We start from the raw sequence: 22,792 nt of genomic DNA, 5'->3' as shown, positions 1-22,792 counted from the left end.
CTGACGAAACAGGCTAAGGGAGTCCCATGAAAACCATCACCAAGACCGAGGATCTCGCCGCCTTCTGTGCCGAGGCCGCCAAGCACCCCTACGTCACCGTCGATACGGAGTTCCTGCGGGAACGGACCTATTATTCCAAGCTCTGCCTTGTGCAACTGGCCTATCCGGGCGAAGGCGACGAGACCGCCGTCCTCGTCGATCCGCTGGCCGAGGGGTTGTCGCTGGACCCGCTTTACGGGCTTTTCCGCGACCATGGCGTGGTCAAGGTATTTCACGCCGCGCGCCAGGACCTGGAGATTTTCCATGTCGATGCCGGGATCATCCCCGAACCGCTGTTCGACACGCAGGTGGCGGCCATGGTCTGCGGGTTCGGCGAACAGGTGGGTTATGAAACCCTGGTCCGCAGGATCGCCAAGGCATCATTGGACAAGTCGAGCCGGTTCACCGACTGGTCGCGCCGCCCGTTGACCGAGGCGCAGAAGAAATATGCCCTGGCCGACGTGACCCACCTGCGGGTCATCTACGAGGAGCTGGACCGGCAGATCGCCCGGTCGGGCCGCAAGAAATGGGTGGCCGAGGAAATGGCCGTGCTTCAGGACCCGGCCACCTACCGGGTCGATCCGGCCGAGGCGTGGAAACGGATCAAGACGCGGACCAGTTCGGGCAAGGTCCTGGCCGTGGTGCGCGAACTGGCGCGGTTCCGCGAAGGCTATGCCCAGGCACGCAACATTCCCCGTAACCGGGTTTTCAAGGATGACGCCCTGGTTGAACTGGCCTCGACCAAACCGCAATCCGACAAGGACCTGTCGCGCTCGCGGCTGCTGCTCCGAGAGGCGCGGCGCGGTGAAATCGCCGAAGGCATCCTGCGCGCCGTCAAGGTGGGGCTGGAGACCCCCCCTGATGAGATGCCCAAGCCGGATCAGTCCCGTGAAAAGCTGCAGGTGAACCCCGCGCTGGCGGACATGCTGCGGGTGCTGCTCAAGGCGAAGGCCGAGGGCGAGGGCGTGGCGCAGAAGCTGCTTGCCAGTTCCGCCGACCTCGATGCGCTGGCGGCCGGTCAACGGGACGTGCCCGCCCTCAGGGGCTGGCGGCGCGAGGTGTTCGGCGCGGATGCCCTGCGGCTTTGCGACGGTGAAATCGGCCTGGTCGTCAAGGGCCGCAACGTCGTGGCGCGCGAGATCTAGCGCCGGGTCGCCTCCCGCTCAGGGACGCGCCGTGAGACTGTTCCCGGCGCCGGTGACGCGGAGGCTTCGGAGGGTGGCCAGTTGGGCAGCGTCCATCGTGTAGGCCACGGTGACCTGGCGGCTGCGGGCGGGGCGCCCTGCTTCGAATGTCGGCGGTGCTTCGGCGCGCAGTTCGAGCGTCAGTTCACCCCCCTCGACGGAGACGGGCACCAGTTCGGCGTTGAAATATCCCGGGCTGTCGGCCTGACCGGTGGCCGAGACGATGGCGCCGTAGGGCGTTCGTTCGATCGAGAGCGCGGTGATCCGTTGCACTGGCACGCGGCTGTCGGTCACGATGACCTGCCGACCGGTGGGGACGAGGGGCCGGACCTCTTGCGGGGCCGTCGTGGCTGTCCGTGCTGACCCATCGTTGCCGCCGAACCAGTTGAGCGGGTTGACGGGGCTTTCGGCCAACCGGGCGCAACCGGAGGTGGTTGCCAGAACGAGTGCTGTCAGAAGAATGCCGCGCCGCATGTCATGTCCCCCGGGTTGTCGGCCTGATACCGGCCTTCGAAAGGCTTAGCGCAGCTTGGCGCCCGTGAAAAGCACCCACTGGACGCAGGCGGCGCGGGGGCTTACATCACGGACGAGATCGAAAGGAGCGCGCGAATGGCCACGGATGCCTTTGAAGAGATCGTCGAGACCTTCGAGTTCCTGGACGACTGGGAGGATCGCTACGCCCATGTGATCGACATGGGCAAGGCCATGGACCCCCTGGAGGACGCGCTGAAGGTACCGGCCACGAAGGTTGAGGGCTGCGCCAGCCAGGTCTGGCTGGTCCCGCGGGTCGAAGGGGGGGTATTCTCCTTCCGTGGCGACAGCGACGCGATGATCGTGCGCGGCCTGATCGCCACGCTCGCGGCGCTTTACAACGGGGTGCCGGTCGAGGAGGTGCCCCGGGTGGACGCCCGCGCCGAGCTGGGCCGTCTTCAGTTGACCGAGCATCTTTCGGCGCAACGTTCGAACGGACTTCGTGCCATGATCGAGCGGATTCGCGGCGTCGCCGCGACCGAAGGCACGGTGGGCTGAGCAGACGCCGGGCCGCCTTTGCGGCGCAGGCGTTTTCGTCCAGGTGAGGGTCAGGCCTGTTCGGCCAGTGCGGTGGCAAGGTCGCCATAGCCGGTGAACCGGCGCTCGAACGCGAGTCCGAGGCCGTCCGCGCAGGCGCGGGCCTTTTCGGTCAGCGCCGGATCGTCGGTCTGGGCGAGGTAGACCAGGGTCTCGTAATGGCCGAAATACATCTCGCGCAACTCGGGATGGCGATCGAGGCCAAGCGGGCCGGTCACGAAGGCGTCGAACTGGCGAGCCAGGAAATCGGTCAGATAAAAGCTGGTGACGTTGGCGTCGGCCCTGGCGTCAAAGGTGTCGTTGCCCTCGAAGAATGCATAGCAATGCGGGCCGGGGACCATCTCGACCCCAAGGTCGGCGCAGGTCTTCGCCAGCGTGCCGCCGGTGCCGCAGTCGGCATAGACCACGAAGATGCGGTCATAGGCGGCGCGGTATTTCCTTACCGCCTCGACGACGGCCGGGGTGATCTTCTGGGGCGTGTTGTGCAGGATGGCCGGCAGGCAGTGCAGATCCATGTGGGACCAGCCGTTGGCGCGGATCAGCGCGAGGATCTCGCGCGCCAGCGCCCCGCAGGCCAGCAGCAGCACGCGGCCCTCGCCGCGGGGGGGCATTCCGGTTTCCGTCAGCGTTTGGTCGTCCATTTGGCCCCCGATGCGAAACGGCCCCGCCCGGGCCAGGGCGAGGCCGAGAGAATGGTGCAGGCCGCGCCCTCAGCCCGCGGCCATCTGGTTGTGCTTGCGCGCCACGTAGTCCTTGGCGGTTTCCACGGCCACGGCTGCATCGCGGCAATAGGCGTCGGCGCCGATCGCCTTGCCGAATTCCTCGTTCAGCGGGGCGCCACCCACGAGCACGACATAGTCGTCACGTATGCCCTGTTCGACCATCGTGTCGATCACCACCTTCATGTAGGGCATCGTGGTGGTCAGCAGGGCGGACATGCCCAGGATGTCGGGCTTGTGTTCTTCGAGCGCCTCCAGGTAGTTCTCGACCGGGTTGTTGATCCCGATATCGACCACCTCGAAGCCGGCGCCTTCCATCATCATGGACACCAGGTTCTTGCCGATGTCGTGTATGTCGCCCTTGACCGTGCCGATCACCATGGACCCCATGCGCGGTGCACCGGTTTCGGCCAGCAGCGGCTTGAGAATGGCCATGCCGCCCTTCATGGCGTTGGCGGCCAACAGCACCTCGGGCACGAAAAGGATACCGTCGCGGAAATCCTTGCCGACCACGGTCATGCCGCCGACCAGCGCCTCGGTCAGGATGCGGTAGGGCGCCCAGCCGCGGTCCAGCAGGATGTTGACGCCCTCCTCAATCTCTTCCTTGAGACCGTCGTAGAGGTCGTCGAACATTTGCTCGACAAGTTCGCCGTCGTCCAGATCGGCCAGGATGATGTCTTCGTCTTCGTCCGACATGGGGTTGCCCTCTTTGCCTGCAGCTTGCCCCGGATTTGCGCCGAAATGCCGCATCAGGTCTGGGCCGATTGCGACACGGGGGGCCTGTCATGCGACGCCGGGGCAAATGAAGGGGCCGGGCGTGGCGCGGAACGGCTTTTCAGACGTTCTTGTTTCGTTCATGATGACCGTATGGAAAACAAGGACACGCCACTGGGCAACGGGGCCGCGCGCGGACGTGGCGCGCTGGATAATGCCGTCGGCCGGTTCGAACCCTACACGCGGGTTCGGGTGGATGATGGTTGGGGCGCGCAAGAGGCCGCGCCGCCGTTGCGCACGCAGGTGGCCGAGCAGCGACCGCGCTCGGCGATCACGCGCAATGCCTCCCCGGACCTGTCCTTCGATCGCTCCATCAATCCCTATCGCGGGTGCGAGCATGGCTGCATCTACTGTTTCGCGCGCCCCGGCCATGCCTGGTTGGGGTTGTCGCCGGGGCTGGACTTCGAGACTCGGCTCGTGGCCCGGCCCGGGATCGCCGCGGTGCTGGAGCGGGAACTGCGGCGCAAGGCTTACCGCCCGGCGCCGCTGGCCATCGGGACCTATACCGACCCCTACCAGCCGATCGAGGCGACCCATGGCCTGATGCGCGAGGCGCTGGAGGTTCTGCGCCGGTTCCGCCATCCGGTGGGGATCGTGACCAAGGGCAGCCTGATCGAGCGCGACATCGACATCCTCGGCGAGATGGCCGCCGAAGGGCTATGCGCGGTCGGCATTTCCCTGACGACGCTGGACCGCGGCGTGGCCCGCAAGATGGAGCCGCGCGTGCCCACGCCCGCCCGGCGTCTGGAGGTGATCGGACGGCTTGCGGCGGCGGGGGTTCCGGTGCGCATCTGCGCCTCGCCGCTGGTGCCCGGTTTGACCGATCACGAGCTGGAGGCGATCCTGGAGGCAGGCGCCGGGGCAGGGGCCGTCGCAGCCTCCATGATCCCGCTGCGGCTGCCGCAGGAGGTTGCGGGGCTTTTCGCGGATTGGATCGCCGAGGCCTTTCCCGACCGTGCGGGCAAGGTCATGCGCCGGGTGCGCGACCTGCACGGCGGGCAGGACTACGATCCGGCGTTCGGACGCCGCATGACGGGGCAGGGGACCTGGGCGGCGCTTTACCGGTCGCGGTTCCGGGCGGCCTGCAACAGGCTGGGCCTGTCGCGCGAGATGCCCGCGCTTCGGTCGGATCTCTTCGCGGTGCCGCTGGGCACCGCCGAACAGCCAAGCCTTTTCTGATGCGGCGGACAGGCGCTGCGGGCGCGCGCGGTCGGCGCCTGGTCGGGATGGATGCGGTGCCCGGATCTGCCGCCCGCGGGCGGCAGCGGTCTGTCACCCCCGCCGGCGCCGTCCGCCGCGGCGCGGGGTGGGGGCATCGGCCGCGTCCTCGGTGCCGTCGGCGGCGGATGAGAATCCGCCAAGCGCCGCGGCGATCTGGTCCAGTGTGGGGCGCTCGCCTCTCGCCCGTGTCTCAAGCGCGTCGCGCATGGCGCGCAGGTGCTCGGGCGTGGTGCCGCAGCAACCGCCGATGATCGTGGCGCCGCAGTCTCGGGCCAATGCGGCGTAATCGGCCATCAAGGCCGGCGTGCCGTCGTAATGGATATGCCCGTCCACGTATTTCGGAATACCCGCATTGCCCTTGGCGATCATCGGGGTATCGGGCCCGGCGGCAGCGAACCCCAGCATGGTGCGCAACAGGTCCGAGGCGCCCACGCCGCAATTGGCCCCGAAGGCCAGCGGTGGATGGTCCAGCTTGCCGACCAGCTTGACCATGTCCGCGCTGGTCAGCCCCATCATCGTGCGCCCGGCGGTGTCGAAACTCATGGTGCCGCACCAGGGCATGTCCGCGCGCGCAAAGGCCTCGGCGGCAGCCTTGTATTCCTCGGGCGCGCTGATGGTCTCGAGCCAGAGCACGTCGGCGCCGCCAGCCTTCAGCGCTTCGGCCTGTTCGTGAAACATCTCGACCGCGATCTCGTGGGTAAGACTGCCCATGGGGGCCATGATCTCGCCCGTGGGGCCGACAGAGCCGGCGACAATCACTTCGCGGTCGCAGGCATCGGCCACGTCACGCCCCAGTTCGGCGGCGACGCGGTTCACCTCGCCAACGCGGTCCTGGCCATCGTGCAGTTTCAGCCGTGCGGCATTGCCCCCGAAGGAGTTTGTCAGGAACAGGTCCGATCCGGCCTCGACCGCGCCGGAATAGAGCGCGCGGATGCGGTCGGGGTGGTCGAGGTTCCAGAACTCGGGCGCGTCGCCCGATTGCAGCCCCATGTTGAAAAGCGTCGTGCCTGTTGCCCCGTCGGCCAGAAGCCAGTCGCGATGTGCCAGAAGGCGCGAGAGGGCGTTGTCCGGCATGGTCTGGGACATGGACGGGCTCCGGTATGGTCTGCGCGGGCCCCGGCGCGGGGCAAGGGCACCCTTGTCGAACGACGGCCCACCGCGCCTGTCGGAGCGCGGTCAAACGAGGCCGGCGGGCGGGCTCAGTTCTCTGTAGCGATCTGCGCCTTGGCCTCTTTCATGCATTCGGCCATCTTGGCGCGGATCGTCGCCTCGTCGGCCTTGTCGCCGAGGTCGCCGGCCAGCTTGCGATAGACATCTTCGTGGCCGGCCTCCTCGAAATCGGATTTCACCACTTCCTTGGCGTACTCATCGGCGGCCTCGCCCGATTTGCCCAGCAGGTCGGCGGCCCAGAGACCGACCAGCTTGTTGCGGCGGGCCTCTGCCCTGAACAGCATCTCGGCGTCATGGGCGAACTTGTTCTCGAACGCGTTTTCTCGGTCATCGAAGGTGGACATGGGGCGAACCTCGTCGTTGCAGATATCCGGGCGGGTCTTCCTCCCTGATATGCCCGCTGGAAGGCTTGCCCGCAAGTGGGGCTTGACGTAAGAGGCGCACATGCCGCAACCCGCCCCGGGATGCCGGCGGAAACGGAGATGGAATGGCAAGGCGCAAGAAGATCTACGAAGGCAAGGCCAAGGTGCTCTACGAAGGGCCGGAGCCGGGCACGCTGGTTCAGTATTTCAAGGACGATGCGACCGCCTACAACGCCGAGAAGCGCGATGTCATCGACGGCAAGGGCGTGCTCAACAACCGCCTGAGCGAGTTCTTCATGGTGGGGCTGAGCCATATCGGGGTGCCGACCCACTTCATCAAGCGCCTGAACATGCGCGAACAACTGATCCGGCAGGTCGAGGTGATCCCGCTGGAGATCATCGTGCGCAACTATGCCGCCGGGTCCATGGCCAAGCGCCTGGGCCTGGAGGAGGGAACGGCGCTGCCGCGCCCGATCGTCGAATATTCCTACAAGGACGACGCCCTGGGCGATCCGCTTGTGCCCGAGGAGTACATCCTCGCCTTCGGCTGGGCCACGCAGCAGGATCTCGACGACATCCTCTCGCTGGCGTTGCGGGTCAACGATTTCATGTCCGGTGTCATGCACGGGGTCGGAATCAAGCTGGTGGATTTCAAGATCGAGATCGGCCGGCTGTGGGACGGGGACTACATGCGCCTTGTCGTGGCCGACGAGATAAGCCCCGACAGTTGCCGTCTGTGGGATGTCGAAACCGGCCAGAAGCTGGACAAGGATGTCTTCCGCCGCGACCTGGGCAACCTGACCGACGCCTACACCGAGGTGGCCCGCCGCCTTGGCGTTATCCCGGCAAATTCCGCCCATCCCAAGCCGACGCTTATCAACTGATCTTCCGGGACGTTCAGGATCGCGTTCCAATATGAAAACAGGAGCCCGCCCATGAAAGCGACCGTTACCGTCATGCTGAAACAAGGCGTTCTGGACCCGCAGGGCGAGGCCGTACGCCATGCGCTCGGCGCGCTGGGCTTCGACGGTGTCGAGGGTGTGCGCCAGGGCAAGGTGATCGAGCTGGACCTGGCCGAGGGCACGACCGAGGACAGAGTGCGCGAGATGTGCGAGAAGTTGCTCGCCAACACGGTGATCGAGAGCTACCGGATCGAGATCGACTGATGCGCGCGGCGGTCCTGCGCGAGCTGCGCCAGCCGCTGAGCCTGGAAGACCGGCCCGATCCGGACTGCCCCGCCGATGGCGTCGTCTGTCGCGTGCTCGCCAGCGGTATCTGCCGCAGCGACTGGCACGCCTGGGAGGGGGGCGATCCGGTTACGCTTCCCCATGTTCCGGGCCACGAATACTGTGGCGAGGTCGTCGCCGCGGGCCGCGAGGTGCGCCGCTGGAGGGTGGGCGACCGGGTCATCGCGCCCTTCATCCTGGCCTGCGGGGACTGCCCCGATTGTGCCGCCGGTCACCAGACCGCCTGCGCTGACCAGGTCGTTCCGGGATTTACCTGTCCGGGGTCCTTTGCCGAGTTCATCGCGGTGCCCCATGCGGATCATAACCTGACAGCGCTGCCCGCGGGGCTGGACCCGGCGCTTGCGGCCGCGCTTGGCTGCCGTGTCACCACGGCCTGGCATGCGCTGACGGGGCGCGCTGCGCTGCGTCCCGGTGAATGGCTGGCCGTTTTCGGTGGCGGCGGGATCGGGATGTCGGCGCTTCTGCTGGCCAAGGGGCTGGGCGCACGCGTCGCGATCGTCGACGTGGTGCCGGACAAACTTGCCGAGGCAGCCCGGCTGGGCGCCGATGCCACCATCGACGCCCGCGACGGCGACCCCGCCGCCGCCGTGCGCGCGGTCACGGGTGGCGGCGCCGATGTCGCCGTCGAGGCGCTTGGTCGCACCGAAACGGCGGCCAACGCGCTGAAATCCCTGCGCAAGCTTGGGCGCATGGTCCAGGTTGGCATGCCCGCGGGCGCACATGTCACCATGGCGCTGCCCATGGATGCGGTCTATGCGGGGCAACTGGCGCTTTTCGGCACGCGCGGGATGCCCGCCTGGCGCTACCCGTCGCTGTTGTCCTTCATCGAGGGCGCGGGGCTTGACCTGTCACCGCTGGTCACGCGCCGGGTGGCGCTGTCGGGGGCCAGCGCCGAACTGGCCGCCTTCGACGGTCCGACACCGCCGGGCATCGCCGTCATCACCGATTTTCGAGGCTAGGCGCGTGCACAGGCCCGCGCAATCCGTTATGCCACCCCAAACCGACCCGAGGATCCGCCCATGAAAGCCGCCGTCCTGCAATTTCCCGGCTCCAACTGCGACCGCGACCTGGCCGTTGCCCTGCGCAAGGCGGGCGCGGATGTCACGGTCGTCTGGCACAAGGACGACGGCCTGCCCGCGGGCACGGACCTCGTCGCGGTGCCGGGGGGCTTCTCCTTCGGCGACTACCTGCGCTGCGGGGCCATCGCCGCCAACTCGCCGATCTGCGGCGCGCTGGTGGATCATGCCGGGCGCGGCGGGTACGTGCTGGGCGTGTGCAACGGCTTCCAGGTCTTGACGGAAACCGGGCTGTTGCCCGGCGCGCTGATGCGCAACGCCCAGATCAAGTTCGTCTGCAAACCTGTTGTCTTGACCGTAGAAACCTCTGACAGCGCCTTTACCGAAGGCTATGGGCAGGGTGACAAGATCACGGTGCCCGTCGCGCATCATGACGGCAACTACTTCGCCGAGGATGCGGTGCTTGAAACCCTGCGGGCCGAGGACCGGATCGCCTTCACTTACCAGGACAATCCAAATGGCTCGGTCGCGGATATCGCGGGCATCCTGTCGCCGAACCGACGCGTGCTGGGGATGATGCCGCATCCTGAGCGCGCCGCCGATCCGGCGCATGGCGGCACCGATGGCGTGGCGCTCTTTGCCGCGTTGGTGGGTCAGCTCGCCCGAGCCTGATGGACGCCGCGCGCGCGGCGGGGTAGATTCGGACCATGTCTCGGACAGATCAGAAGCGCCGCGCGGGCGGCAACTGGGCGGTGCGCCTCACGGTGCTGGGCCTGCTGGCCGTGGCGTCGGCCGTGGTCTATTGGTCCGACCGTTTGCTGACGGAACGCTTCACCGAGCGCACCCGCAACAGTGCCGAGGTGCGCGTGGCGCTCTACTCGGCCAACCTGCTGAGCGAGTTGCAGCGCAATTCCATCGTTCCGCAGCTTCTGGCGCGCGACCCGGCGCTGATCGGGGCGCTGAACTCGGGCGATTATTCGCAATCCACCGCGCGGCTGCTGGGGTTCGTGGACGAGATCGGCGCCGCGTCGCTGCTGCTCCTGGACCGCGACGGGCGCATCGTCGCCGCGACCGACCGCGAACGGCTGGGCCAGACCCAGCGGTCCAGCCCGCATTTCTTCGAGGCGATCCGGTCGAACGAGACCGTTTTCACTGTCGAGGAACGCAAGGAGGGCGGCTTTGCCTTCACCTATGCGCGCCGGATCGAGGCCAACCAGGTTACTCTGGGCGTGGTCGCCGTCGAGGTGGACCTGGCCAAGCTGGAACGCAGTTGGGCGGGGATCTCGGACGCGGTCATGGTTACCGACAGCCAGGGTCGCGTGATCCTGGCGACCGAACCGCGCTGGCGCGGGCGCCGGGCCCCGGAGGCGCTTTCGCTGGTTGCGCCCCAGACCGCGATCGAGCGGGGGTTGCGCAGCGCGCCGGGCTGGTCTGCCCTGCCGATCGAGGGGTATCTGCGCGGCGATGGCGTCATGCGGCAGGAGGTCCGGGTGCCATTCCAGGGCTGGCGGCTGTTCAGCTTCACCACCTATGCGTCGGTGCGCGAGCGGGTGAACTCGATCCTGGCGCTGGAAATCATGGGGTTCGCGATTCTCCTGTCGCTGGTCTTCTGGGGGCTGAGCCGGAAATCCGCGCTGCGGATGCGCGTCTTTCAGCGTGAGTCGGCGGAGCTTCGCCAGTTGAACGTCCGCTTGCAGCGGGAAATCGCCGAGCGCGAGAAGGTCGAGAAGGACCTCGAAGTTGCCGAGCAGACCGTCGCGCAAACCTCGAAGCTGGCCGCCCTGGGCGAGATGTCGGCCGCCGTCAGCCACGAGTTGAACCAGCCTTTGGCGGCGATGAAAACCTATCTTGCGGGCGCCCGGCTTCTCCTTGCGCGCCATCGCCCGGAGGAGGCGCTGGCCAGCTTCCAGCGCATCGACGGGCTGATCGAGCGCATGGGCCAGATCACCAAGCAGTTGAAGTCCTACGCGCGCAAGGGCGGCGACACGCTCGAACCCGTCGATGTAAAGGATGCCGTGCTCTCGGCGCTGTCGATGATGGAGCCCCAGCTGCGTCAGCGCCAGGTGGCGATAACCCAGGCACTGCCCGACAGGCCGGTGCGGGTGATGGCCGACCGGCTGCGGCTGGAACAGGTCATCATCAACCTGCTGCGCAACGCGCTGGACGCCACAAAGCCGGTCGAGGACCCCGCCGTGGATATTCTTCTGGCCCAGGGCGAGACGGTACGCCTGAGCCTGCGCGACAACGGCCCCGGTATCGCCGATCTCGACAGTCTCTTCGAACCCTTTTACACGACCAAGGAACCCGGCGACGGGGTCGGGCTGGGCCTTGCCATTTCTTCGGGCATCGTGAACGACTTCGGCGGCCGGCTGACGGCGCGCAACGCCGCCGACGGGGGCGCGGTGTTCGAGGTGCAATTGCCGGCCTGGACGGCCGAACGTGAAGCAGCGGAGTGAGGTGCGCCATGGCACAGGCCATGAAGATTGCGATCGTGGATGACGAACAGGACATGCGGCAGTCGATCTCGCAGTGGCTGGCGCTGTCAGGCTACGACACCGAGGCTTTTGCCAGCGCCGAGGAGGCGCTCAAGGGCATCGGCAGCGACTATCCCGGCATCGTGGTCACCGACATCCGGATGCCCGGCATGGACGGGATGCAGTTCCTGAAAAAGCTCAAGAGCCAGGACAGTTCCCTGCCGGTCATCATGATCACCGGTCATGGCGACGTGCCCATGGCGGTTGAGGCGATGCGGGTCGGGGCCTACGATTTCCTGGAAAAACCCTTCAATCCCGACCGCATGACGGAACTGGCCCGCAAGGCCACCACCATGCGGCGCCTGGCGCTGGACAACCGCGCCCTGCGGCGCGAGCTGTCCGACGGCAGCGCGCTGATGTCCAAGCTTATCGGGGCCAGCCCCGTGATGGAGCGCCTGAAAGAGGATCTTCTGGATCTTGGCCAGGCCGATGGCCATGTCCTGATCGAGGGCGAAACAGGCACCGGCAAGACGCTTGTGGCCCACGCGCTTCATGCCGTGGGGGCGCGGGCCAGCAAGAAATTCGTGCTGATATCCTGCCAGGCCTACGACGAGGCCGCGCTGGCGCGGCGATTGTTCGGCCCGGTGGACCAGGACGACCCGATCCCGGCCATGGAAGAGGCGCGCGGTGGCACTCTGGTGCTGGAAGACATCGAAGCCCTCAGCCGCGACAGCCAGGCGCGGCTGCTGACGGCGATGAATGATCAGGGGACCCCGGGCGAGACCCGAATCGTCGCCATTTGCAACCTTCAGGACGAGGGCAAGACCTGCGAGAGCGAGCTGCGCTCGGACCTCTTTTACCGGTTGGCCGCGCTGCGTATCACCGTTCCGCCCCTGCGCCAGCGCGGCGAGGACATCCTGGCGCTCTTCACGCGGTTGAGCGAACAGTTCGCCGAGGAATACGGCTGCGACGCGCCCCAGGTCAGCGCGCAGGAGGCCGCGCAACTGTTGCAGGCGCCCTGGCCGGGCAACGTGCGGCAGTTGATCAACGTGGCCGAACGCGCGGTGCTTCAGAACCGGCGGGGGACCGGGTCCATCGCGTCGCTTCTCATGGCCGACGAAGAGGTGCCCGAGCAGGCGATGACGACGGAAGGAAAGCCGCTCAAGGAATATGTCGAGGCCTTCGAGAGGATGCTCATCGACAACACCATGCGCCGGCACCGGGGCTCGATCGCCAACGTGATGGAGGAACTGTCACTGCCGCGCCGGACGTTGAACGAGAAGATGGCAAAGTACAGCCTGCAAAGGTCGGACTACCTGGAGTGACCCGTCCCCCCCGCCCACTGCTGTTCGATATGGACGGGTTGCTGCTGGACACCGAACGGGTGATTCAGGCGGCCTTCGTCGAGGAATGCGCGCGGCTGGGCCGGGCCGGCAACGAGGTGCACGATCTCTTCCTGGGCATGGTGGGCACGTCCGGGGCCGAAGTCTCGGAGCGGGTCGGGCGGTTTCTTGGCATGGGCGTGGACATGGTTGCCTTCAGCGCGGCGATCGAGGCCAATTTCAACCGTCGCACCGCGGATGGTGTGGCCATGCGCCCCACCGTGGCCGAGGTCATCCCGGCCCTTGCCGGGGCCGGGCACGACATGGCCGTCGTGACCTCGACCTCGGGCGACCGGGCGTGCCGTTACCTGGCGCAGGCCGGCCTGCTGGATCATTTCCGCTTCGTGCTGGGCGGTGACGAGGTCCCGGCGGCGAAGCCGGACCCGGCCCCCTACCGCATGGCCGCAGAGCGGCTGGGCTGCGCCCCCGGTGAGGCACTGGCCTTCGAAGACAGCGACACCGGCACGCGGGCCGCGGTGCGCGCGGGTTGCACCACGGTGCAGATTCCCGACCTGCGCCCGGCGGGGCAGCCCCTTCCCGCCCTGGGCCAGCATGTCAGCGTGAACCTTGCCGCGGGGCTGGCGCTCTTCGATCTTCCGGGCTGAATCCGGGCCGGCGTCAGTTTCACATTGTAATTTGCCTCGCGCCTCCCTTATGTAGGGAGACGGGCCGTTGTCAGGAGATGATCCTGCCCCCGGCTCCCGATGGATTTTCCGTCAAGGCATCGCGGAGAAAGACCCGACCTTCACGGACGATGGATATGGCCTTGCTCCGGCAGGCCATTGGAACAGCCCGCGGGCGCGGACCCTGACAGGATCATCGCGCCGGGCCACTGAGTTGACGGCTCCGGCCGTCGGAGAAGAAACGCGATGCACGGCGCGAGCAGGACAAGCAGGACAGGCGCGGCCCAAGGGCCCGCACCTGTCGCCGCCGCGCGCATCGCCAGAATTGGACATGACGCTGACAGGGACGCGCCCCCCGGGGTGCGTTCTTTCGCGTTGTGGGAACGGAAAACATGGCCAAGAAAATGCTCATCGACGCCACCCACGCGGAAGAAACCCGCGTCGTGGTGGTTGACGGAAACAAGGTCGAGGAATTCGACTTCGAAACACAGTCCCGCCGCCAGCTAGCGGGCAATATCTACCTTGCCAAGGTCACGCGGGTCGAACCCTCGTTGCAAGCGGCCTTCGTCGATTACGGCGGCAACCGGCACGGGTTCCTGGCGTTTTCGGAAATTCACCCCGACTACTACCAGATACCCACCGCCGACCGCGAGGCTCTGCTGGCTGAGGAACGCGCCTATGCCGAGGCCATGAAGGCCGAGGCAGAGGCCGAGGACGACCCCAAGCCCAAACGCCGCCGCTCGCGCGCCAAGCCCAAGGCCGCCGCGACCGAGGGCAGCGATGCCGTGACCAGCACCGCCCCAGTCGACGCGCAGGAGCCGACACAGGACAGGCCCGAGGAAGAGATCTCGGGCGACATCGAGGGCATGCAGGTGCTCGACGGCGGCGTGATCGACGCCGGGCCAGACGAGGGCAGCTCGCCCATGGAAACCGTGGCCGAGACCCCGGTCGAGACCCCCGCGGCCACGGACGACGATGGCGACGGCGCCACGGTCGCGGGAAATGCCAGCGCCCGCGATGACAGCATCGAGAGCGTCGCCGACGAGGACGACAGCGAAGAGGTGCGCCTGGTGCGCAAGCCGCGCCCGCGCCGCTACAAGATCCAGGAAGTGGTGAAGGTCCGCCAGATCATGCTCGTGCAGGTCGTCAAGGAAGAGCGCGGCAACAAGGGCGCCGCGCTGACCACCTACCTGTCCCTCGCGGGCCGCTATTGCGTTCTCATGCCGAATACCGCCCGGGGTGGCGGCATTTCGCGCAAGATCACCAATGCCGCCGACCGCAAGAAACTCAAGGCGATCGCCACGGAAATGGACGTGCCGCAGGGGGCCGGGCTCATCATACGCACCGCCGGGTCCCAGCGCACCAAGACCGAGATCAAGCGCGATTACGAGTATCTTCAGCGCCTGTGGGAGCAGATCCGCGAACTCACCCTGAAGTCCATCGCTCCTGCGCCGATCTACGAAGAGGGCAACCTTATCAAGCGCTCGATCCGCGATCTCTATAACAAGGAGATCGACGAGGTGCTGGTCGAAGGCGACGCGGGCTATCGCACGGCCAAGGACTTCATGAAGATGATCATGCCGTCCCACGCGCGCAACGTGAAGCACTACACCGAAGGCCTGCCGCTGTTCGCGCGCTACCAGGTCGAGGGTTATCTGGGCAGCATGTTCAACCCCACGGTGCAGTTGCCCTCGGGCGGCTACATCGTGATCGGCGTGACCGAGGCGCTGGTGGCCATCGACGTGAACTCGGGCAAGGCCACCAAGGAAGGCTCGATCGAGCAGACGGCGACCAAGACCAACCTGGAAGCCGCCGACGAGGTTGCCCGCCAGCTACGCCTGCGTGACCTGGCCGGGCTGATCGTCATCGACTTCATCGACATGGACGAGCGAAAGAACAACGCGGCCGTCGAAAAACGCATGAAGGACCGGCTCAAGACAGACCGCGCCCGGATCCAGGTTGGGCGCATCTCGGGCTTTGGCCTGATGGAGATGTCGCGCCAGCGTCTGCGCCCGGGCATGCTCGAAGCGACGACCCAGCCCTGTCCGCATTGCCACGGCACGGGGTTGCTGCGGTCGGACGACAACGTGGCGCTGGGAATCCTGCGTCAGATCGAGGAAGAGGGCGTGCGCGGCCGCACCCGCGAGGTGCTGGTCAAGGCGCCCGTGGGGATCGTCAACTACCTGATGAACCGCAAGCGGGAACACATCGCCCAGATCGAGGCTCGTTACGGGTTGTCCGTCCGGCTCGAGGCGGATGTCGCGTTGGTCTCGCCTGATTTCCAGATCGAGAAATTCAAGCAGGCCAGCCGGGCCGTGGCGGAAGTGGACAGTGCCGTCATATCGTCGGAGACCGCCGTGATGGCCGAACCCGAGGACGAGCCCGAGGCTGCACCGGAACCGGCCCCCGTGGCCGCCGCCCCGGCCGCAGAGAGCGAGGAACAGCCCAAGAAGAAACGCCGGCGTCGGCGCCGGCGGCGCAAGGGCAGTGGCACCGGCGAGGGCCAAACCCCCGATGCTCAGTCCGCCGATCAGGCCAATGGACAGGCCGCGGACGAGACGCCCGCTGCGGCGCCATCGGATGATGCCCCCGCCGAAATCGCCCCTGAAACCTCTGAGGACGCGCCCAAGCCCAAGCCCAAGCGCACCAGAAGCCGCCGTAAAAAGGCGGACGCCCCGGCCCCGGCCGCCGAAGAGGTCGTCCCGGAGACCGCAGACAGCGCAGCCGCACCCGATGCGGAAGCTGCGCCGGAAGCCGGTGCAGAGTCCGTGGAGAAGCCAAAGCCGAAGCGGACCCGCACCCGAAAGAAGAAGGTCGAGGCCCCCGCAGAGGAGGCGGCCCCCGAGGCCGGGCCCGCCCAGCCCGACACCCCCGAGGCGACCCCCGGGGCCGAGGCGGAAAAGCCCAAGCCCAAGCGGACGCGGACCCGCAAGAAGAAGGTCGAGGCGGCGCCCGAGGACAGCGCCCCGGCGCCTGACGCGGACCCAGCGCCCGCACCGGCACCCGACGCCGCGGAAACCAAGGCACCCGAGCCGAGCCCCGCGCCTGCGCCGGAGCCGGTCGCGGCCGAGCCCGCGCCAGAGCCGTCCGCCAAGGCCGAAGCAGCACCGGAGACGGCCGACACCGCGTCCAAGAAACCTGCCAAGTCCAAGCGGCGCGGTTGGTGGGCCCTGGGCCGGTAGCGCGCCGACAGAGACCGACAACCGCCGTGCCCCCCGGGGCGCGGCGGTTCGCGTTCGGGGATCAGGGGTGCGGGCCGCGCTCGATCAGGTAGATCTGGTGGCCGTCGTCCTCGCGCTGGTCCAGCAGCCGATGACCGGCCTCGTGGCAGAAATGCGGGATGTCGATCACCGCGACGGGATCGTCCGCCAGCACCCGCAACCGTGCGCCCGGCGGCATCCCGCGCAAGACCCTGCCGGCGCGCAGGACGGGCAGGGGACACTTCAACCCGCGGGCATCAAGGGGTGTTTCCGTGCTCATGCGCTGCCCATGCGCGAAACGGCCCGGCTTGTCCAGTTGCAGGCCACTAACAGCCCTGTGACAAAGAGTGGCGTGACCCCGGCCCTCGCAGTCGCTATCTGGGGGTAAATGACCAAGAGGGTGCCATGTTCGCCGCTGAAACCTTTCTCGATGCCTCGCTGCTGCCCGCGGTGCTGATTGCCATCTCCGCCGGGGTGTTGTCGTTTCTCAGCCCCTGCGTGCTGCCGATCGTGCCGCCTTACCTGGCCTACATGGGCGGGGTCAGCCTCTCGGACATGGGCGAGGGCGACGCGGCATCGCGGCGCAAGGCCGTGGGAGCGGCGCTCTTCTTCGTGTTGGGGCTTTCGACCATCTTCCTGCTGCTGGGGGCGGCAGCCTCGGGGCTGGGGCGGATGCTGCTGGCCTACCAGGACTGGATGCTGATCGGCGCGGGTGTCGTGATCATGGGCTTCGGGCTGCATTTCCTCGGGCTTTACCGCGTCGCCTTCTTGGATCGTGAAATGCGCGTGGACGCCGGCGACCGGGGTGGCACCGCGCTTGGGGCCTACGTGCTGGGGCTGGCTTTCGCGTTCGGCTGGACGCCCTGCCTTGGCCCGATCCTGGGCGCGATCCTGGGGCTGGCGGCGACCGAGGCCGATATCGGGCGTGGTGTTGCCATGCTGGCCGCCTACGCCGTCGGGCTGGGTATACCGTTCCTGCTGGTCGCGGCCTTCTTTCCCAGCCTGACCGGGGTGATGGCCTGGATGAAGCGCCACATGGGCGCCATCGAGAAGACCTCGGGCGCGCTGCTGGTGCTGGTGGGGCTGATGATGGTTACCGGGCAGTTCACGGCCTTCAGCTACTGGCTGCTCGAGGCGTTCCCGGCACTGGCCACCCTGGGCTGAGGCCCGATGCCGGGCACCCTTATTTTCGCCAGAAATCGCGGCTAGACTGCGGGACAGGCAGTTTCGGGCGTGATCCATGACCAGTGAAACCCATCGTGACGTGGCGCGGCGCCGGGTGTTCTACATCCCCGGCTATGACCCGATTCACCCGCGCCGTTACCGCGAGCTTTATCGCAAGGAGTCCAACGCGCAGGCGGCGATTTCCGATTACGAGGTTACCATGGCGCCCAAACCGGGCGGCAAGACCTTCGGCTGGACCGCCGAAGGCCGGATCGACGGCAAGCGGACCAAGGCGCGCATCGACGTGCTTGTCTGGTCGGACATCGTGCGCCGTTCGATGGGCAAATCCATCCCGGCCACCTATCGCCAGCTTGTGCAGACCTCCTGGGTCTATATCGGCACCGGGGCGCTCTGGCGGCTCATGCGGCTGCGCAAGGGGCCGGTGATCGCCGCGCTCTATCCTGTGGGGATGCTGATCGCGCAGGCGCTCATGGCGCTGCTGGTTGCCGTCCTCGCCGCCCGGGCCCTTGGCTGGGGCCTCACAGGCGGCTTCGAGGCCATAACCGGCTGGCTTGATGCACGTTACCCGGTTCCGGCCGGCACGCCGCCGGTGGATTACACCGTCTATGCCGTGGCCCGGACCGTGCTGATGTGGGCGCTAGGGGGGCTGGTGTGCTGGCGGATGCTGACCTGGTTCAAGCACCAGGATGGCCGTTTTTTCGCCTATTACCTCATGCACGACTATGCCTTCTCGGCGCGCTGGATGGGCGCCAACCCGCCCGAACTGGAAAAGCGCATGTCCGATTTCCGCGCCACCATCGCCCGCGCGCTGCAAGACCCCGTGGACGAGGTTCTGGTGGTTGGCCATTCCTCGGGCGCGCATCTCGCCGTTTCGGTATTGGCCGACCTGATCCGCGCCGGAGAGGTGCCCGAGGACGGCCCCGAACTGGCCTTTCTCAGCCTTGGGCAGGTGGTGCCAATGGTGTCTTTCCTGCCCCGCGCCGGCCGGCTGCGCGCCGACCTGCATTACCTGAGCCAGCGCACTGAACTGACCTGGGTGGACGTGACCGCCCCCGGCGACGGCTGCGCGTTTGCGCTGTGCGATCCGGTGGCAGTCTCTGGCGTGGCACCCGAGACTGGCAAACGCTGGCCGCTGGTGCTGTCCGCAGCCTTCACGCAGACGCTGTCACCCGCGCGCTGGAAAGAGTTGCGCTGGCGGTTCTTCCGGCTGCATTTCCAGTATCTCTGCGCCTTTGACCGGCCGGGCGATTACGATTATTTCCGGATCACCGCCGGGCCTCGCACCCTTGCACGCCGTTTCGAGGCCCGCGCGCCGTCGAAATCGCGCATTGACCTTCCGGCCTCGAAATACACAAGCATGTGCCATGATGCCGATCCCCCCGAAACCGCCCTCTCGGCCTGAGCGGGTCTCGCTCTGGCGCTATATGCGGCTGTTTCGCGCGGACATCCTGTCGGCGCAACCTGCCAAGCTCTACCGTGCCTGGATGGCCGAGTTCCGCACGCCCTTCTTCCGGTCCTACCTGGCCAACGATCCGGCGCTGGTGCGGCGGGTTCTCAAGGAACGGCCCGACGATTTTCCGAAGTCCGACCGGATCGGTGCGGGGCTGAGGCCGTTGCTGGGCGAGAGCGTCTTTCTGACCAACGGCGCGACCTGGAAACGCCAGCGCCGCATCATCGACCCGGCCTTCGAGGGGGGGCGGCTGCGCGATACCTTCCCGGCCATGTGGGCGGCAGGTGAGGCGGCGGTCGCCCGCCTTGGAGAGGTTGGCGGGTCCGGCCCCTTCGACGTGGAACCCGAGACCAGCCATGCCGCTGCCGACGTGATCTTTCGCACGCTGTTTTCCATCCCGATCGAGCACGAGACCGCGCGGCAGGTCTTCGAGGCGTTCCGCGCTCACCAGCGCACGCAGCCGATCCTGAACCTGGCGGCGTTCCTGCGCGGGCCGCGCTGGATGCCGCGGTTCTTCAGGCGGCAAACCAAGAGCACCGCGCGCGACATCCGCGCCCTGATCACCCGCCTGACTGCCGACCGAATGGCGCAGATCACGGCAGGGACCGCGCCGGACGACCTGGCCACCAAGATCATGACCACCGCCGACCCGCAGACCGGCGACCGCTTCGATACCGCGGAAATGGTCGATCAGGTCGCGATCTTCTTTCTTGCCGGTCACGAGACCAGCGCCAGCGCGCTGGCCTGGACGCTCTACCTGATGGCGCTTTACCCCGAGTGGCAGGAAAAAGTCGCCGAAGAGGCCCGCGCGCTGGATGGGGGCTGTGATTTCAAGGTGATGTCGCAGTTGAAGATCAGCCGCGACGTCTTCCGCGAGGCGTTGCGGCTTTACCCCCCGGTGCCGATGATGGTGCGCGAGACGTGCCAGGCGGAACAGATGCGCGACCGCGTGGCGCCCAAAGGCAGCCAGGTGGTGCTGTCTCCCTGGCACCTGCACCGGCATACCAGGCTCTGGGACAATCCTGACGGTTTCGACCCCGCCCGATGGGCGACCGAGAACGGCAAGACCTGTCAACGTGACGCCTATATCCCCTTCTCGGCGGGGCCGCGCGTTTGCACCGGGGCGGGCTTCGCCATGGTCGAGGGGCCGTTGCTGCTGTCGATGCTGGTGCGGCGGTATCGGTTGCGCCCCGTCGAGGGGCGCGCGCCCGTGCCCGTGGCGCATCTGACCGTGCGATCGCGCGACGGCATCTGGCTGACGCTGGAGGCGCGCGACGACTGACCACGCGGTGGCCTCAGGCGCCGGGGTCCGCCTCGGCCTTGAGGGCGTCCAGCACGAAGACGCGGATCGCCGAAGCCAGGCCGACGTCGCCGCGCGACTCGTCGATCTCGATGGCCAAGCCGTTGATCGACTGTCCGCGTTGCGCCGCGATGCGGCGGAATTCGCGCCAGAAACCCTCTTCCAGCGAAACGCTCGTCCGGTGCCCGCGCAGCGTGAGCGAGTGCTTGACGGGTCGGCCGGTCACTCGTCCTCGAACCGCTGTTGATCGAGGTGCCGACGGGCCTTTTCATCGCGCGCCGTGTCCAGCAGTTTCTGTGCCTTGGTGCGGCCGTGCTTGATCGCGTTCTCGTCCGCGCGGGCCTTCCGTTCCGCCCGCGCCTTGGTCTTGCGATGCTTGCCCAGGTTCACGACGCTCATTTCGGGCCGATCATGTCCTCGGGCCGCACGACACGGTCGAAGGTCTCTTCATCGACAAAACCCAGCTTGACCGCCTCTTCGCGCAGCGTGGTGCCGTTCTTGTGTGCGGTCTTGGCCACGGTGGTGGCATTGTCATATCCGATGGTCGGGGCCAGCGCCGTGACCAGCATCAGGGATTCGGTCATCAGCTTCTCGATGCGCTCTTCGTTGGCGCGGATTCCCGTCAGCATCCTTTCGGTGAAACTGTCGGCGGCATCGCCCAGCAACTGCATGGATTGCAACAGGTTGTAGGCCATCATCGGGTTGTAGACGTTCAGTTCGAAATGGCCCTGGCTGCCGGCAAAGGAGATCGCCGCGTCGTTGCCAAGGACATGGGCGCAGACCTGCGTCAGCGCCTCGGCCTGTGTCGGGTTCACCTTGCCCGGCATGATCGAGCTGCCCGGTTCGTTTTCCGGCAGGATCAGTTCGCCGAGACCCGACCTGGGACCCGACCCGAGGAACCGGATGTCGTTGGCAATCTTGTAGCAGGCCATGGCGGTGGTCTTGACCGCGCCGGACATGAAGACCATGGCGTCATGAGCGGCCAGCGCCTCGAACTTGTTGGGGGCGGTGACGAAGGGCAGACCGGCGATCTCGGCCATGTGCCGGGCGACGGTGGTGTCCCAGCCCGGGGCGGTGTTCAGACCGGTGCCGACGGCGGTGCCGCCTTGGGCCAGTTCGTGGATCTTGGGCAGGGCCTGCTTGATCCGTTCGATCCCGTTCTCGACCTGCTGGGCATAGCCCGAAAATTCCTGTCCCAGGGTCAGCGGGGTGGCGTCCTGCGTATGAGTGCGGCCGATCTTGATGATGTCGCTGAATTCATCAGACTTGGCGCGCAGCCCGGCCAGCAGCTTTTCCAGCCCTGGCAGCAGGGTATCATGCACCGTCATGGCGCAGGCGATGTGCATCGCCGTCGGGAAGGTGTCGTTCGAGGACTGCCCCATGTTGCAATGATCGTTCGGGTGCACCGGGTCCTTCGATCCGATCTGACCGCCCAGGATCTCGATGGCGCGGTTGGAAATGACTTCGTTGGCGTTCATGTTCGATTGCGTACCCGAACCCGTCTGCCAGACCACCAGGGGGAAGTGATCGTCCAGCTTGCCGGCCACGACCTCGGCGGCCGCCGCGATCATGGCGTCGGCCAGTTTCGGGTCCAGCTTGCCGCTGTCGCGGTTGGCCATGGCGCAGGCCTGCTTGATCACGCCAAGCGCGCGGACGATGGCGACCGGCTGCTTTTCCCAACCGATGGGAAAATTCATCAGGCTGCGCTGGGTCTGGGCGCCCCAGTAACGATCTGCCGGCACTTCCAGCGGGCCAAAGCTGTCGGATTCGGTGCGGGTCTCTGGGCGGGTCTGGGTCATGGGGATGTCCTTGCGGTATGCCGTTGTATGCCAGATACCGCCCCGACATCGTGACCGCAACTGTCAGAATGCCGCGCGGGCCGGCCGGGGTTACTTGCGGAACTTGTCGAGGCTGACGACCTCGGCCTCCGTGTGCGCGTCGTCCTCGGCGCCCGGCTCGGCCATCTCGTCCATGGGGGCACCCTCGTCCTCGGCGCCGGTTTCTTCCTCTTCCTGGGTCTCGAAGCGCAGGCCAAACTCCACCGAGGGGTCCACGAAGGTCTTGATCGCATCGTAGGGGATGTAAAGCGGTTCGGGCGCGTCGCCGAAGTTCAGGGTGATGGCAAAGCCGTCCTCGCCCACGGTCAGGTTGTCGAACCAGTGCTGGATGACGATCGTCATCTCACCCGGGTAGCGGTCGGACAGCCAGTCGGCGATTTCGACGTCGGGGTGCAGGGTATCCAGTGTGATGAAGAAATGATGCTGGCCCGGCAGTCCCTCCTGTTCGACACGGGTCAAAACCTTTCGGATCAGGCCGCGCATGGCTGCGTGCATCAGGTTGCCGTAGTCGATGGTGCTGGTCACGGGGTCCGTCCTTTG

Annotated in this window: 24 protein-coding genes; 14 read left to right on the top strand and 10 right to left on the bottom strand. The window is 66.9% G+C overall.

Annotated elements, in window-relative coordinates:
- Positions 1-26: 26 nt before the first annotated feature.
- Entirely contained in the window at positions 27-1,184 is a 1,158-nt protein-coding gene (gene rnd, locus VJ897_RS14420) for a ribonuclease D (RefSeq protein ID WP_324056447.1), read from the top strand.
- A gap of 18 nt (positions 1,185-1,202) precedes the next feature.
- Here rnd and VJ897_RS14415 read toward each other — a convergent pair whose 3' ends face one another.
- A complete protein-coding gene (locus VJ897_RS14415) occupies positions 1,203-1,697 on the bottom strand; it encodes a hypothetical protein (protein ID WP_324056445.1) in 495 nt (164 codons plus the stop codon).
- Between the two features lie 135 nt (positions 1,698-1,832).
- Here VJ897_RS14415 and VJ897_RS14410 point away from each other — a divergent pair, with 135 nt between their 5' ends.
- Positions 1,833-2,252 (top strand): SufE family protein, encoded by a 420-nt coding sequence (locus VJ897_RS14410; protein ID WP_324056444.1) that lies wholly within the window; start codon positions 1,833-1,835, stop codon positions 2,250-2,252.
- 50 nt (positions 2,253-2,302) lie between these two features.
- On the opposite strand, the gene VJ897_RS14405 is transcribed toward VJ897_RS14410, so the two are convergent.
- On the bottom strand, positions 2,303-2,932 hold the full coding sequence (locus VJ897_RS14405) for a DUF1638 domain-containing protein (RefSeq protein WP_324056443.1): 630 nt from the start codon (positions 2,930-2,932) through the stop codon (positions 2,303-2,305).
- A gap of 69 nt (positions 2,933-3,001) precedes the next feature.
- The gene (locus VJ897_RS14400) at positions 3,002-3,706 is read right to left on the bottom strand and encodes a cobalamin B12-binding domain-containing protein (protein WP_324056442.1); all 705 of its coding nucleotides are present in this window, start codon (positions 3,704-3,706) and stop codon (positions 3,002-3,004) included.
- Positions 3,707-3,877: 171 nt separating this feature from the next.
- Between VJ897_RS14400 and VJ897_RS14395 the strand changes: the two genes are divergently transcribed.
- Positions 3,878-4,963 (top strand): PA0069 family radical SAM protein, encoded by a 1,086-nt coding sequence (locus VJ897_RS14395; protein ID WP_324056440.1) that lies wholly within the window; start codon positions 3,878-3,880, stop codon positions 4,961-4,963.
- 93 nt (positions 4,964-5,056) lie between these two features.
- On the opposite strand, the gene bmt is transcribed toward VJ897_RS14395, so the two are convergent.
- Positions 5,057-6,091, bottom strand: coding sequence for a betaine--homocysteine S-methyltransferase (gene bmt / locus VJ897_RS14390; protein ID WP_414706766.1), 1,035 nt, complete (start codon positions 6,089-6,091; stop codon positions 5,057-5,059).
- A gap of 113 nt (positions 6,092-6,204) precedes the next feature.
- Positions 6,205-6,519: a DUF1476 domain-containing protein gene (locus VJ897_RS14385; protein WP_324056439.1), complete on the bottom strand. Its 315-nt coding sequence runs from the start codon at positions 6,517-6,519 to the stop codon at positions 6,205-6,207.
- Positions 6,520-6,662: 143 nt separating this feature from the next.
- On the opposite strand from VJ897_RS14385, the gene purC reads away from it, so the two are divergent.
- The 8 genes from purC (at position 6,663) to VJ897_RS14345 (ending at position 16,461) form a co-directional block, all read left to right on the top strand.
- Positions 6,663-7,421: a phosphoribosylaminoimidazolesuccinocarboxamide synthase gene (purC, locus tag VJ897_RS14380; protein WP_324056437.1), complete on the top strand. Its 759-nt coding sequence runs from the start codon at positions 6,663-6,665 to the stop codon at positions 7,419-7,421.
- Between the two features lie 51 nt (positions 7,422-7,472).
- Complete coding sequence (gene purS, locus VJ897_RS14375; protein WP_324056435.1) at positions 7,473-7,703, top strand: phosphoribosylformylglycinamidine synthase subunit PurS; 231 nt, start codon at positions 7,473-7,475, stop codon at positions 7,701-7,703.
- Positions 7,703-8,743 carry a zinc-dependent alcohol dehydrogenase family protein gene (locus VJ897_RS14370; protein WP_324056434.1) on the top strand — a complete coding sequence of 347 codons (1,041 nt, stop codon included), beginning with the start codon at positions 7,703-7,705 and terminating at the stop codon, positions 8,741-8,743. The genes purS and VJ897_RS14370 overlap by 1 nt, the downstream gene beginning before the upstream one ends.
- 60 nt (positions 8,744-8,803) lie before the next feature.
- Positions 8,804-9,472, top strand: coding sequence for a phosphoribosylformylglycinamidine synthase subunit PurQ (purQ, locus tag VJ897_RS14365; protein ID WP_324056432.1), 669 nt, complete (start codon positions 8,804-8,806; stop codon positions 9,470-9,472).
- Positions 9,473-9,507: 35 nt separating this feature from the next.
- Entirely contained in the window at positions 9,508-11,256 is a 1,749-nt protein-coding gene (locus VJ897_RS14360) for a sensor histidine kinase (RefSeq protein WP_324056430.1), read from the top strand.
- An 8-nt stretch (positions 11,257-11,264) separates the two neighbouring features.
- Positions 11,265-12,599, top strand: a complete 1,335-nt coding sequence (locus VJ897_RS14355; RefSeq protein ID WP_324056429.1) for a sigma-54-dependent transcriptional regulator — start codon at positions 11,265-11,267, stop codon at positions 12,597-12,599.
- Positions 12,596-13,261, top strand: coding sequence for an HAD family hydrolase (locus VJ897_RS14350; RefSeq protein WP_324056428.1), 666 nt, complete (start codon positions 12,596-12,598; stop codon positions 13,259-13,261). The genes VJ897_RS14355 and VJ897_RS14350 overlap by 4 nt, the downstream gene beginning before the upstream one ends.
- Before the next feature lie 410 nt (positions 13,262-13,671).
- Positions 13,672-16,461 (top strand): Rne/Rng family ribonuclease, encoded by a 2,790-nt coding sequence (locus VJ897_RS14345; protein WP_324056426.1) that lies wholly within the window; start codon positions 13,672-13,674, stop codon positions 16,459-16,461.
- A 61-nt stretch (positions 16,462-16,522) separates the two neighbouring features.
- Here the strand turns inward: VJ897_RS14345 and VJ897_RS14340 are convergent, their stop codons facing one another.
- Positions 16,523-16,759, bottom strand: coding sequence for a sulfurtransferase TusA family protein (locus tag VJ897_RS14340; protein WP_324056424.1), 237 nt, complete (start codon positions 16,757-16,759; stop codon positions 16,523-16,525).
- A gap of 125 nt (positions 16,760-16,884) precedes the next feature.
- Between VJ897_RS14340 and VJ897_RS14335 the strand changes: the two genes are divergently transcribed.
- From VJ897_RS14335 to VJ897_RS14325, 3 genes are all read left to right on the top strand, one after another.
- A complete protein-coding gene (locus tag VJ897_RS14335) occupies positions 16,885-17,643 on the top strand; it encodes a cytochrome c biogenesis CcdA family protein (protein WP_324056422.1) in 759 nt (252 codons plus the stop codon).
- 76 nt (positions 17,644-17,719) lie between these two features.
- Positions 17,720-19,066 (top strand): hypothetical protein, encoded by a 1,347-nt coding sequence (locus VJ897_RS14330; protein WP_324056421.1) that lies wholly within the window; start codon positions 17,720-17,722, stop codon positions 19,064-19,066.
- Positions 19,032-20,396, top strand: coding sequence for a cytochrome P450 (locus VJ897_RS14325; protein WP_324056471.1), 1,365 nt, complete (start codon positions 19,032-19,034; stop codon positions 20,394-20,396). Before VJ897_RS14330 ends, VJ897_RS14325 begins: the two co-directional genes overlap by 35 nt.
- A 13-nt stretch (positions 20,397-20,409) precedes the next feature.
- Here the strand turns inward: VJ897_RS14325 and VJ897_RS14320 are convergent, their stop codons facing one another.
- The 4 genes from VJ897_RS14320 to VJ897_RS14305 all read right to left on the bottom strand — a co-directional run bounded on the left by VJ897_RS14320 (position 20,410) and on the right by VJ897_RS14305 (position 22,777).
- Complete coding sequence (locus VJ897_RS14320) at positions 20,410-20,640, bottom strand: ribbon-helix-helix domain-containing protein (protein ID WP_324056420.1); 231 nt, start codon at positions 20,638-20,640, stop codon at positions 20,410-20,412.
- Complete coding sequence (locus tag VJ897_RS14315) at positions 20,637-20,813, bottom strand: DUF4169 family protein (protein ID WP_324056419.1); 177 nt, start codon at positions 20,811-20,813, stop codon at positions 20,637-20,639. Before VJ897_RS14315 ends, VJ897_RS14320 begins: the two co-directional genes overlap by 4 nt.
- A complete protein-coding gene (fumC, locus tag VJ897_RS14310; RefSeq protein WP_324056417.1) occupies positions 20,810-22,213 on the bottom strand; it encodes a class II fumarate hydratase in 1,404 nt (467 codons plus the stop codon). The genes VJ897_RS14315 and fumC overlap by 4 nt, the downstream gene beginning before the upstream one ends.
- Positions 22,214-22,303: 90 nt before the next feature.
- Positions 22,304-22,777, bottom strand: a complete 474-nt coding sequence (locus VJ897_RS14305) for an SspB family protein (RefSeq protein WP_324056415.1) — start codon at positions 22,775-22,777, stop codon at positions 22,304-22,306.
- Between the last annotated feature and the right edge of the window lie 15 nt (positions 22,778-22,792).

Source organism: Salibaculum sp., assembly GCF_035270045.1.
Classification (GTDB): Bacteria; Pseudomonadota; Alphaproteobacteria; order Rhodobacterales; family Rhodobacteraceae; genus Salibaculum.
This window is presented reverse-complemented; position numbering and strand designations above follow the sequence as displayed.

Bases quoted from the DNA above. Each gene is read 5' to 3' on its own strand.
- rnd (WP_324056447.1), top strand. From the start codon at position 27: ATGAAAACCATCACCAAGACCGAGGATCTCGCCGCCTTCTGTGCCGAG.
- VJ897_RS14415 (WP_324056445.1), bottom strand. From the start codon at position 1,697: ATGCGGCGCGGCATTCTTCTGACAGCACTCGTTCTGGCAACCACCTCC.
- VJ897_RS14410 (WP_324056444.1), top strand. From the start codon at position 1,833: ATGGCCACGGATGCCTTTGAAGAGATCGTCGAGACCTTCGAGTTCCTG.
- VJ897_RS14405 (WP_324056443.1), bottom strand. From the start codon at position 2,932: ATGGACGACCAAACGCTGACGGAAACCGGAATGCCCCCCCGCGGCGAG.
- VJ897_RS14400 (WP_324056442.1), bottom strand. From the start codon at position 3,706: ATGTCGGACGAAGACGAAGACATCATCCTGGCCGATCTGGACGACGGC.
- VJ897_RS14395 (WP_324056440.1), top strand. From the start codon at position 3,878: ATGGAAAACAAGGACACGCCACTGGGCAACGGGGCCGCGCGCGGACGT.
- bmt (WP_414706766.1), bottom strand. From the start codon at position 6,091: ATGTCCCAGACCATGCCGGACAACGCCCTCTCGCGCCTTCTGGCACAT.
- VJ897_RS14385 (WP_324056439.1), bottom strand. From the start codon at position 6,519: ATGTCCACCTTCGATGACCGAGAAAACGCGTTCGAGAACAAGTTCGCC.
- purC (WP_324056437.1), top strand. From the start codon at position 6,663: ATGGCAAGGCGCAAGAAGATCTACGAAGGCAAGGCCAAGGTGCTCTAC.
- purS (WP_324056435.1), top strand. From the start codon at position 7,473: ATGAAAGCGACCGTTACCGTCATGCTGAAACAAGGCGTTCTGGACCCG.
- VJ897_RS14370 (WP_324056434.1), top strand. From the start codon at position 7,703: ATGCGCGCGGCGGTCCTGCGCGAGCTGCGCCAGCCGCTGAGCCTGGAA.
- purQ (WP_324056432.1), top strand. From the start codon at position 8,804: ATGAAAGCCGCCGTCCTGCAATTTCCCGGCTCCAACTGCGACCGCGAC.
- VJ897_RS14360 (WP_324056430.1), top strand. From the start codon at position 9,508: ATGTCTCGGACAGATCAGAAGCGCCGCGCGGGCGGCAACTGGGCGGTG.
- VJ897_RS14355 (WP_324056429.1), top strand. From the start codon at position 11,265: ATGGCACAGGCCATGAAGATTGCGATCGTGGATGACGAACAGGACATG.
- VJ897_RS14345 (WP_324056426.1), top strand. From the start codon at position 13,672: ATGGCCAAGAAAATGCTCATCGACGCCACCCACGCGGAAGAAACCCGC.
- VJ897_RS14340 (WP_324056424.1), bottom strand. From the start codon at position 16,759: ATGAGCACGGAAACACCCCTTGATGCCCGCGGGTTGAAGTGTCCCCTG.
- VJ897_RS14335 (WP_324056422.1), top strand. From the start codon at position 16,885: ATGTTCGCCGCTGAAACCTTTCTCGATGCCTCGCTGCTGCCCGCGGTG.
- VJ897_RS14330 (WP_324056421.1), top strand. From the start codon at position 17,720: ATGACCAGTGAAACCCATCGTGACGTGGCGCGGCGCCGGGTGTTCTAC.
- VJ897_RS14325 (WP_324056471.1), top strand. From the start codon at position 19,032: ATGCCGATCCCCCCGAAACCGCCCTCTCGGCCTGAGCGGGTCTCGCTC.
- VJ897_RS14315 (WP_324056419.1), bottom strand. From the start codon at position 20,813: ATGAGCGTCGTGAACCTGGGCAAGCATCGCAAGACCAAGGCGCGGGCG.
- fumC (WP_324056417.1), bottom strand. From the start codon at position 22,213: ATGACCCAGACCCGCCCAGAGACCCGCACCGAATCCGACAGCTTTGGC.